The sequence below is a fragment of the Brevundimonas sp. genome, assembly GCF_032107865.1.
GTDB lineage: Bacteria > Pseudomonadota > Alphaproteobacteria > Caulobacterales > Caulobacteraceae > Brevundimonas.
On record NZ_DAMCNG010000112.1, the window covers coordinates 1 to 9,296 of the forward strand.

Consider the following 9,296-nt stretch of genomic DNA (forward strand, 5'->3'; position numbering starts at 1 on the left):
GGTCTTCGGCCCCTGGGCCGACGCCTCGCCGGAGGTGCGCTCGGACATCCTCGACCGCGCCGGGACGCTGCTGATGGAGCGGCGCGAAACCATCGGCCGCCTGCTGTCGCGCGAAGAAGGCAAGACCCTGGCCGAGGGCATCGGCGAGACCGCCCGCGCCGCCCGCATCCTGAAGTTCTTCGCCGGAGAAGCCCTGCGCCTGCACGGCCAGAACCTGGCCTCGACCCGGCCCGGCGTGGAAATCCAGACCTATCGTCAGCCGGTCGGGGTGTTCGGCCTGATCACCCCGTGGAACTTCCCCATCGCCATTCCGGCCTGGAAGATCGCCCCGGCCATCGCCTTCGGCAACACCGTGGTCATCAAGCCCGCCGGCCCGACCCCGGCCACGGCCGAGGCCCTGATCGCCATCCTGCATGAGGCGGGCCTGCCCGGCGGCGTGGTCAACATGGTCATCGGCGACGGCGACGTCGGCCGCGCCATCGTCGCCCACCCGGACGTGGACGGGATCAGCTTCACCGGCTCGCAGAAGGTCGGCGCCGGGGTGGCCGAGGGGGCAATGAAGCGCCAGGCCCGCGTGCAACTGGAAATGGGCGGCAAGAACCCGCTGATCGTGCTGGACGACGCCGATCTGGAGCGCGCGGTGGCCATCGCGCTGGACGGCAGCTTCTTCGCCACCGGGCAACGCTGCACGGCCTCCAGCCGCCTGGTCGTGCAGGACGGCATCCATGACCGCTTCGTCGCGGCCCTGGCCGAGAAGGTGAAGGCCCTGCGCGTCGGCGACGCCCTCGACCCCACGACCCAGATGGGCCCGGCCGTGACCGAGGCCCAGCGCCAGACCTCCTATGACTACATCGACATCGCCCGCGACGGCGGGGGTCGCGTGCTGGCCGGCGGTGAGCATCTCAGCCTCGACAAGCCGGGCTGGTACGTCCAGCCGACCTTGATCATCGACACCCAGGCCCACGCCCGCATCAACACCGAGGAAGTGTTCGGTCCCGTCGCCTCGACCATCCGCGTCGCTTCCTATGAAGAAGCCCTGGCGGTCGCCAACGGCGTCGAGTTCGGCCTGTCGGCGGGCATCGTCACCCAGTCGCTGAAGCACGCGCGCGACTTCCAGCGCCGCGCCAAGGCGGGCATGACCATGGTCAACCTGGCTACCGCCGGGGTCGACTACCACGTCCCCTTCGGCGGCACGAAGAAGTCCAGCTACGGCCCGCGCGAACAGGGCTTCGCCGCCGCAGACTTCTACACCCAGACCAAGACCAGCTATTCCGCCAGTTGAACCCAGCGGCGCTAGGGCTCCAGCTCGATGTCCCAGTAGAGGTAGTCGAGCCAGCTCTGGTGCAGGAAGTGGGGCGGGAAGCGGCGTCCCGCCTGCTGAAGCTGCCAGGCGCTGGGCTGGTGGGCGGTGCGGCGCAGGGGCATGTGGGCCTGACCGGGCGTGCGGCCGCCCTTGCGCAGATTGCAGGGACCGCAAGCCGCGACAATGTTCTGCCACGTCGTGCGCCCGCCGCGCGAGCGGGGGATGACGTGGTCGAAGGTCAGATCCTGGGACGTGCCCGGCGCGCCGCAGTACTGGCAGGCGAAACCGTCGCGCAGGAAGACATTGAACCGGGTGAAGGCCGGCTTGCGGTCCTGGTCCACATAGGACTTCAGGCAGACCACGCTCGGCAGCTGCATCTCCAGCGAGGGGCTGCGGACGACCTTGTCATAGGTGGCGACCACATCGACGCGGTCCTGCCACACGGCCTTGACCACCTCTTCCCACGGCCAGAGCGACAGGGGGAAATAGGACAAGGGCCTGAAATCGGCGTTCAGCACCAAGGCTGGAAAGCCGGACGGCGGGCGGGAGAGAACCTGCATCAGGCCCTCCCGCTCATACGGGGGGTTATCGACGCGACAGGACTGAAGACACGTCTCCTTCCTTGGTCTGATGGCGAAACCCTACGCCTGATTCTCCCGCATCGCCATGACAGATACGGCGCGTTTTCGTGACGCGCCTCTAGAAGACCTCGACCAGCTCGAAGCGCTCGCAGACGACCTTCATGCCCGGCGCCCAGGTGCCTTCGCGGCGGTAATAGGCCTCATGCGCGTCGCGCCACCATTCGTAGGTCAGGTCGCCCTCTCCCTCGGCGCGGGCGAAGTCCTCGCTGACCTGCTCGAAAGGCATGATCTCGACCTCGGTCGTGCGGATCGCGCAGCGAGGGACGCCGGCGCCGTCCAGAATGACGCTGACCTCGCCCACGGTCGGCATGATGTCGGCCTCGCATGACGCCAGCGACGAACAGGTGGCGCGCTTGCCGCCGGCCAGCACCAGGGCCAGCAGTTCATCAGCCAGTTCGGAGCTGTCGCCAAAGGGCCAACGGGGCGCAGCCGCATAAGCCGCAGGAACGTCGTTCATCTGCATTCTCATCAGTTGGGTTCAATATCGCGAAGCGGCGGTTGGGAAGGCGGGCAGGCTCCAGCCCCATTTCAGGGCGCCGGCGCGCACGCCGAACCCAGCCACCACGGCCACCGCCACAGCAGGCCATGTGGGAAGGCTCACGGCCTTCAGGCCGACGAACAGGGCCGCCGACACCAGGGCGGCGGTGATGTTCAACTCGCGCCGCAACAGAATGGAGGGCTGGTGCGCCAGCACGTCGCGCACGATGCCGCCGAAGCAGGCCGTCAGCACGCCCATGACGATGCAGATCAACGGCGTCACGCCGTAAGACGCCGCCTTGGCCGCCCCCATGACGCCATAGGCCGCCAGCCCGATCGCATCCAGCCACAGCAGGGCGCGGAAACGCCACGACCGGGAGCCCAGCATCCAGAAGCCGACCGCCGCCACCATACAGACGGCGACATAGCGCCAGTCCTGCACCCAAAAGACCGGCGCCCCGATCAGCAGATCGCGCAGGGTGCCGCCGCCCATACCTGTGACGGCGGCGAAGAAGGCGAAGGTCAGGACGTCATGCTTCTCGCGCGCGGCGGCCAGGGCGCCGGTGGCGGCGAACACGGCCACGCCCGCAAAATCCAGCAGCGGCAGCACCGCAGCCGGACGAACCAGGTCTGCGCCCGCGATCGGCTCCAACATCGTCATCATCCCCAGGGCGCCGCGCGGCGCCGTCTTCGGGGTCGCCCCCAGCCTTGGTGAAAACGAGAGTCAAACGCCCTCGTCCAGCGCGATCTCGCCGCGCCGAACGCCACCATACCACCCCCAGAGCAAATGCGCCGCCACCCCGCGATGCGGCCGCCAGATCTCGGCGCGGGCATAGGCCTGTTTCTCGTTCGGACGGTCCTCGGCGCGATCGGCCCAGCGCATGGCTTCCTGCAAGGCCACGTCACCGCCGGGAAAGACGTCCAGCCGCCCCTCGCAGAACATCAGGAAGGTCTCGGCCGTCCACTTGCCCACCCCCTTGATGGCGACCAGGGCGGCGATGGCCTCGACGTCGTCCAGCCGCTCCAAATGGTCGAAGTCGATGTGGCCGTCGGCATGGGCGCGGGCGATCTCATGACCGTATTTCGCCTTCTGGCCCGACAGGCCGAAGCTCCGCAGCGTCTCGACATCGCGCGCCAGCACGGCGTCGGGCGTCACCTGCCCATCCAGCCCCTCGACCACCCGTTTCCAGATAGCGGCGGCGGCGGCGACCGAGACCTGCTGCTCGACGATCATGCGGAACAGCCCCTCATAGCCGCCCGGCCGCAACCGCCATTCGAACACGGGCGTCGAGGCATGCGCCTTGGCCAGCGCCGGATCGGCGACGGCCAGAGCCTCGCGGGCGGCGGCGACGGAAGCGGGAGACGGAGCAAGGGCCATGACGCCATGCTAGCCTTCCGCCTCCCCCCTCGAAAAGAGAGGTTCGACGCCCGGTTCTGACCACGGCCGGAAACCGCCACTCATGGAGAGCTCTGGCGCACCGGCCCTCTAACATCTATTATTAGAGCAGGAGATCGCCATGACCATGACCGTCGAACTCGGCGCCCTGGAGCAGGTCGTCGACAATCTGGTGAAGCAGGGGCGCTACGGCTCCAAGAGCGAGGTGCTGCGCACGGGCGTTCGCCTGGTTCAGGAGCATGAAGCGCGCCTGACCGAACTGCTCGGCAAGCTTGAAGCCGGCGTGACCCAGGCAGAGCGCGGCGACGTCGTCTCGCTGAACACGGCGGCCGAGAGGCTGCGTCAACGCTTCGAGCCTTCCACCCCGGAATGAAGGTCGTTCTGACCCGCCTGGCCGAGTCGGATCTGGCTCAGAGCGGCGCCTGGATCGCGCGCGACAATCCGCGCGCCGCAGGCCGCTGGATCGAGAGCGCGCTGACGGAATGTGAAAGCCTGTCCGCCAACGCCGAGCGCTATCCGCGCATCGGTTTCGCCGATCTGCGCAAACGCCCCTTCGGCGACTATGTGATTTTCTATCGCGTGACGGATCGGGTCGAGATCATCCGCGTGCTGCACGCCGCCCGCGACTGGGCGTCGCTGCTAGGCGACGCGCAATGACGTTCGTCACCCGCTTCGCCCCCTCCCCCACCGGCCGCCTGCATAAGGGGCACGCCTTCTCGGCCCTGACGGCGTGGCGGGCGGCGAAGGAGGCCGGCGGGCGCTTCATCCTGCGGATCGAGGATATCGACCCGACGCGGTGCAGGCCCGAGTTCGAGGCGGGCATCTATGAAGACCTGGCCTGGCTGGTGCTGGACTGGGAGACGCCCGTGCGGCGCCAGTCCGATCATCTGGCCGACTACGCCGCTGTGGTCGAGACGCTGGACCGACGCGGCCTGCTCTATCGCTGCTTCCGCACGCGCAAGGAGATATTGGACGCCATCGGCGATGCGCCTCACGGCCCGGCAGAGGCGGCCCGCCCCGGTCCTCATCCGGCCCAGGAAGAGGCGCGACTGCTAGCTGACGGACGCCCTTTCGCGTGGCGACTGTCGCTGGATCGGGCGAAGGAGGCGCTGGGCGGCGCGGCGTGGGAGCGCTTAAGCTACATCGAAGAAGGCTCAGGCCCCGATGGCGAGACCGGCCGGGTCAAGGCGCGGCCCGAGACGGCGGGCGACGTCGTGCTGGCGCGCAAGGACGCCGGGACCGCCTATCATCTGGCCGTCACCCACGACGACGCCCTGCAAGGGATCAGCCACGTCATCCGGGGTCAGGATCTGTTCGAGGCGACCCATATCCAGCGGCTGATCCAGGCGCTAATGGACTGGCCCGCGCCGGTCTATCGCCACCACCGCCTGCTGGCCGGGCCGGACGGCCGTCGCTACGCCAAGCGCGACCGCTCGGTTACTCTGGCTGAACTGAGAGAGGGCGGGCTGACGCCCGAAGCGCTGAGGGCGGAACTGGGGCTCTGACCGCAAAGCGCCGTCAGATCGGCATCCGCATGATTTCCTGATAGGCCGAAATCACCTGATCACGCACCGCCATGACCGTCTCCAGCGAAGCCTCGGCCGAGGAGATGGCCGTGACGACGTCGATCAGATTGCCCTGCCCCTGCACCGACTGCGCCATCTGCGTCTCGGCGGCGCGGGTCTGTTGCGTCGTCTGGGTCATGACGTTCTGCAGCAGATCGGCGAAGCCCCCGGCCGCGTTCGGGCCGGTCGAGGCCGCCGCATTGGCCGAGGTGGTGACGCTGACGCCGCCCCCGCCCTGAACGGAAGCGTAGGCGCGGGCGGCCATGATGGGATTCATGCCCTAACCCTCTTATTTCTTGATGATGTCGAGGGTGCGGGAGTCCATGTTCCGCGCCGTCTCGATGACGTTCAGGTTGGCCTCATAGGCGCGCTGCGCCTCGCGCATGTCCATCGCCTCGACCAGGGTGTCGACGTTGGGCCGCTGGACGTAGCCTTCCGCGTTCGCCGCCGGGTGCGAGGGGTCGTAGTCCATGCGGAAGTCGCTCTGGTCCGGCCGCACCTCGGCCAGGACCACGCCGGTCGCGCCGTCGACGTTGCGGGCCTGGAACACCGGGGTCTGGCGGCGATAGGGCTGGCCGCCCGCGACGTTGGCCGTGGATTCCGCGTTGGCGATGTTCTCGGCGATGATGCGCATCCGCGACTGCTGCGCCTTCAGCGCGCTGGAAGCGACGGCCATGGCGGTGTTGCGCGGTGTGACGGGGCGACCGTTGATCGGATCAGGCATGGTTCAGTCTCCCTCAGGCCGCGGGCTTCTTGGCCGCCAGGCGAATCATCTGCATCGACTTCTGGTAGAAGCCGATAGCGGCGTCATAGGCCATGCGGCTCTCGGCCATCTTGAGCATCTGCTCCTCGACCACGACCGAGTTGCCGTCCAGCGTGGTCTCGGAATCCGGAGCGTTGGTCGCGTCGAACCGCGCCGCCTGACCGGGCGGCGAGATGTGGCGGGCGTTAGTGGCCGTCATGCGCAGGCCCCCGCCCGTCCGCATCGCCTCGGCGAAGTCGGTCGGCGTCTTCAGGTCGCGGGCGACATAGCCGGGCGTGTCGGAGTTGGCGACGTTCTGGGCGATCACCCGCTGGCGGTCGTCCAGCCAGCCCAGGCGGCCCTTGATCTGATTCAGCAGCGGCAGGTCGGTGACGGACACGCGAATCCCTCGGACGGTGATCGGCAGAATTTGCCGCCTGCATGGTTAATATCTCGTATCCCTAAACGCGCCGTTAACCACGTCTGTTGAAACATGCCCCCGAAGCGCCGCGTCCGCGCGCCGCCGCCGTATGCGTCTGGGGCTGCATCCGCATGAACTTCCTCGATCTGTTCCGGGCGATCTTCGGCCTGGCCATCACCCTGGGCATTATCGGCCTGGCCGCCTGGGCGGCGCGCCGCTATGCGCCCGAAATCCTGGCCCGCTTCCAGGGGCCGCAGGGCCAGGTGCGGCGGATGAAGGTGGTCGAGACCCTGGTGCTGGACCCCTCGCGCCGCCTGGTGCTGATCCGCGTCGACGACGAAGAACGACTGATCCTGCTGGGCGAAGGCCGCGAACTGATCGAGCCGCGCCAGCCGGGAGGCGTCAAATGAAGCCCCCTGCCCTGTTCGGCATGCCGAGCCGCGCGGAGCTGAAGCGCGCGGCCATGCTGTCGCTGATCACCACCGCCCTGTGCCTGGTCTGGCCGCTGGGCGCCCTGGCGCAGGAGGCGGCGCAGGGCGGATCGGCCATCAACATCGACCTGGGCAGCGGCGCGGGCCTGACGCAGCGCGTGGTGCAACTGGTCGGGCTGATGACCGTGCTGTCGCTGGCGCCGTCCATCGTCATCATGACCACCAGCTTCGTGCGAATCGTCGTGGTGCTGTCCCTGCTACGGACGGCGCTGGGGATGCAGCAGTCGCCGCCGAACGCCGTCCTGGTGTCCCTGGCCCTGTTCCTGAGCGCCATCGTCATGGGTCCGACGTGGCAGGACGCCTATGATTCGGGCATCCGGCCGCTGATGGATCAGCAGATGGAGCTGCCTCAGGCCTTCGATGCGGCGTCCGAACCAGTGAAAACCTTCATGCTGGCCCAGGTGAAGCCGGACGACCTGGCGTTGTTCACTCGCCTGTCGCGTGTAGAGGCCCCGGCGGACGTGCAGGATCTGCCCCTGCGGGTGGTCACGCCGGCCTTCATGATCAGTGAGTTGAAGACCGCCTTCACCATCGGATTTCTTCTTTTTGTTCCGTTCCTTGTGATCGATCTGGTGGTCGCCAGCGTGCTCATGTCCATGGGTATGATGATGCTTCCGCCGGTGGTGGTCAGCCTGCCGTTCAAGCTGATCTTCTTCGTGCTGGTGGACGGATGGCGACTGGTCGCCGGAAGCCTGGTCGAGAGCTTCCAGAGAGCCTCCGGAACCGGATAAATCCCCAGCCAGCAAGGCCTGCGCGCTGATGCGGACTTGCCAAGCCCCCCAAAACCGTCGTTGATCCCCCGGTCTTCGTCCGGCGCTTTTTTCCGGGCGACCACCATCGGGAAAATACCCTCATGACCACTCAAGCTGAACTGATCGCCGCCGTCGCCAAAGACGCGGGCGTGTCGCAAGCTGACGCCGGCAAGGTGCTGACCGCCATCGTCGAGAACATCCACAAGGCCCTGAAGAGCGGCGACGACGTTCGCATCTCGAACCTGGGCGTGTTCGACACGGCTGAGCGCGCCGAGCGCGAAGGCCGCAACCCGGCCACGGGCGCGACGATCAAGATCCCGGCCTCGAAGGCCGTGCGCTTCCGCGTGTCGAAGCCTCTGAAGGACGCCGTCAACGGCTAAGCCTTACAGGCGCGTTCGATCCCCCTCGCGGGGATAGACGCAAAAAACCCCTCTCCCGCTGGGAGGGGGGTTTTTTATTGGGCAGCGCCGCTCTTGGCCCGGAACTCTGCCTTGGTCTGAGCGATCCAGCCGGCGTAGGCGTCGGCCCCGGCGCTGAGCGCGGCGAAGTCCTGCGGGCGGCCCGAACCGTCGGCCCCGTCCAGTCCCGCCAGCGCCACCCGAATCGCGCCCGGCGATCGCGCGCCCTCGGCGAAGCGGGCATAGTTCTTCGACAGTCGGTTCAGCGCTCCTGCGTCCCGCGCCAGCGAATAGCCGGCGCCTGCACGAATCAGGCGCGTTTCCTCGACCTCGCTGAGCGGCACGGCCGTCTCCTTCCAGCGATCGCCCAGACGCTGTTCATAGAGGGCGGCGGCCGCCCCCCACTGCTGCTGCTTCCAAAGAATGTCAGCGCGCACGTCGCGCGCGGCGGGCGAGGCGTCCTTGCCCAGCACCTCCAGAGCGTGATCGTAACGGCCCAGCTCCATCAGGGCGCGGGCCTCCAGCGCGCGGCGCTCAAGGTTCATCGCCGTGGGCAGCAGGGTCGTGCGCGACGACCACAAAGCCTTCAGCGCCTCTTCCGGCTGGCGGTTCATCAGATAGACGGCGGCCAGATTGGTCGAGACCTGCGCCTTCGCCACCCCGTCCAGCCGGTTCTCGGCCTGATATTTCAGCAGTTCCGCCGCCTGATCCAACAGGTCAACGTCGATCAGCCGCCGCGCCAGACGTCGCACCATCTCGTCGCCGTCGGCGCCGACGGGCGTCAGCTCGCGGAAGTCGAAGAACAGGGCCAGCGCCTGCACCGGCTGCAATCCGTCGGCCGCGCCTTCCAGGAACAGGGCGCGGAAGGCGCTGTCGAGATCGGCCTGAAGCCGGTCGCCGCCCGGCAGGGCAGCGATCTTCGACCCCGCCGTCTTCAGCGTGGTCAGCGCCTCGCGATAGCGGCCCTGCGACAGATAGAGCTCGCCCAGGGTGCGGATCACCGCCAGCTCGGTCGCGTCGCCGCGCCAGCGCCATTTCAGCGCCTCCAGCTGGGCGGCGGCGGCGTCGGCCTTCAGCGTCCCCTTGGCCATCTCCAGCTTGATGACGCCC

Annotated in this window: 15 protein-coding genes; 7 read left to right on the forward strand and 8 right to left on the reverse strand. The window is 67.9% G+C overall.

Translation table 11 applies throughout. The features are described 5' to 3' along the window. Positions 1-1,282: aldehyde dehydrogenase family protein (locus RT567_RS10280; RefSeq protein WP_313576304.1), on the forward strand; the 1,282-nt coding region annotated here is incomplete at its 5' end. Positions 1,283-1,293: 11 nt separating this feature from the next. Here RT567_RS10280 and RT567_RS10285 read toward each other — a convergent pair. From RT567_RS10285 to RT567_RS10300, 4 genes are all read right to left on the reverse strand, one after another. Then, a complete protein-coding gene (locus RT567_RS10285) occupies positions 1,294-1,866 on the reverse strand; it encodes an HNH endonuclease (protein WP_292060181.1) in 573 nt (190 codons plus the stop codon). 136 nt (positions 1,867-2,002) lie between these two features. After that, positions 2,003-2,401, reverse strand: coding sequence for an ASCH domain-containing protein (locus RT567_RS10290; protein ID WP_313576305.1), 399 nt, complete (start codon positions 2,399-2,401; stop codon positions 2,003-2,005). A gap of 21 nt (positions 2,402-2,422) precedes the next feature. Next, positions 2,423-3,085 carry a trimeric intracellular cation channel family protein gene (locus RT567_RS10295; RefSeq protein ID WP_409516165.1) on the reverse strand — a complete coding sequence of 221 codons (663 nt, stop codon included), beginning with the start codon at positions 3,083-3,085 and terminating at the stop codon, positions 2,423-2,425. Positions 3,086-3,145: 60 nt separating this feature from the next. Beyond that, positions 3,146-3,799 (reverse strand): DNA-3-methyladenine glycosylase 2 family protein, encoded by a 654-nt coding sequence (locus tag RT567_RS10300; RefSeq protein ID WP_313576307.1) that lies wholly within the window; start codon positions 3,797-3,799, stop codon positions 3,146-3,148. A 139-nt stretch (positions 3,800-3,938) separates the two neighbouring features. Here RT567_RS10300 and RT567_RS10305 point away from each other — a divergent pair, with 139 nt between their 5' ends. Genes RT567_RS10305 through gluQRS form a run of 3 tightly spaced genes read left to right on the forward strand, consistent with a single transcriptional unit; the run spans position 3,939 to position 5,322 of the window. Next, positions 3,939-4,190 (forward strand): type II toxin-antitoxin system ParD family antitoxin, encoded by a 252-nt coding sequence (locus tag RT567_RS10305; RefSeq protein ID WP_088410333.1) that lies wholly within the window; start codon positions 3,939-3,941, stop codon positions 4,188-4,190. Beyond that, positions 4,187-4,474 (forward strand): type II toxin-antitoxin system RelE/ParE family toxin, encoded by a 288-nt coding sequence (locus RT567_RS10310; protein ID WP_313576308.1) that lies wholly within the window; start codon positions 4,187-4,189, stop codon positions 4,472-4,474. The genes RT567_RS10305 and RT567_RS10310 overlap by 4 nt, the downstream gene beginning before the upstream one ends. Next, a complete protein-coding gene (gluQRS, locus tag RT567_RS10315) occupies positions 4,471-5,322 on the forward strand; it encodes a tRNA glutamyl-Q(34) synthetase GluQRS (protein ID WP_313576309.1) in 852 nt (283 codons plus the stop codon). The genes RT567_RS10310 and gluQRS overlap by 4 nt, the downstream gene beginning before the upstream one ends. A 13-nt stretch (positions 5,323-5,335) precedes the next feature. Here the strand turns inward: gluQRS and fliE are convergent, their stop codons facing one another. The 3 genes from fliE to flgB are packed head-to-tail and all read right to left on the reverse strand — an operon-like array spanning position 5,336 to position 6,524. Beyond that, complete coding sequence (fliE, locus tag RT567_RS10320) at positions 5,336-5,659, reverse strand: flagellar hook-basal body complex protein FliE (RefSeq protein ID WP_313576310.1); 324 nt, start codon at positions 5,657-5,659, stop codon at positions 5,336-5,338. Between the two features lie 12 nt (positions 5,660-5,671). Then, complete coding sequence (gene flgC, locus RT567_RS10325) at positions 5,672-6,106, reverse strand: flagellar basal body rod protein FlgC (RefSeq protein WP_003165923.1); 435 nt, start codon at positions 6,104-6,106, stop codon at positions 5,672-5,674. 13 nt (positions 6,107-6,119) lie between these two features. Beyond that, positions 6,120-6,524, reverse strand: a complete 405-nt coding sequence (flgB, locus tag RT567_RS10330; protein WP_313576311.1) for a flagellar basal body rod protein FlgB — start codon at positions 6,522-6,524, stop codon at positions 6,120-6,122. 152 nt (positions 6,525-6,676) lie between these two features. Here flgB and RT567_RS10335 point away from each other — a divergent pair, with 152 nt between their 5' ends. The 3 genes from RT567_RS10335 to RT567_RS10345 all read left to right on the forward strand — a co-directional run bounded on the left by RT567_RS10335 (position 6,677) and on the right by RT567_RS10345 (position 8,168). After that, positions 6,677-6,955, forward strand: coding sequence for a FliO/MopB family protein (locus RT567_RS10335; RefSeq protein ID WP_046652103.1), 279 nt, complete (start codon positions 6,677-6,679; stop codon positions 6,953-6,955). Further along, positions 6,952-7,767 carry a flagellar type III secretion system pore protein FliP gene (gene fliP, locus RT567_RS10340; protein ID WP_313576312.1) on the forward strand — a complete coding sequence of 272 codons (816 nt, stop codon included), beginning with the start codon at positions 6,952-6,954 and terminating at the stop codon, positions 7,765-7,767. The genes RT567_RS10335 and fliP overlap by 4 nt, the downstream gene beginning before the upstream one ends. Before the next feature lie 122 nt (positions 7,768-7,889). Continuing rightward, entirely contained in the window at positions 7,890-8,168 is a 279-nt protein-coding gene (locus RT567_RS10345; protein WP_003170475.1) for an HU family DNA-binding protein, read from the forward strand. Positions 8,169-8,242: 74 nt separating this feature from the next. Here RT567_RS10345 and RT567_RS10350 read toward each other — a convergent pair. After that, a partial coding sequence (locus RT567_RS10350; RefSeq protein ID WP_409516166.1) for a tetratricopeptide repeat protein occupies positions 8,243-9,296 on the reverse strand: 1,054 nt, incomplete at its 5' end.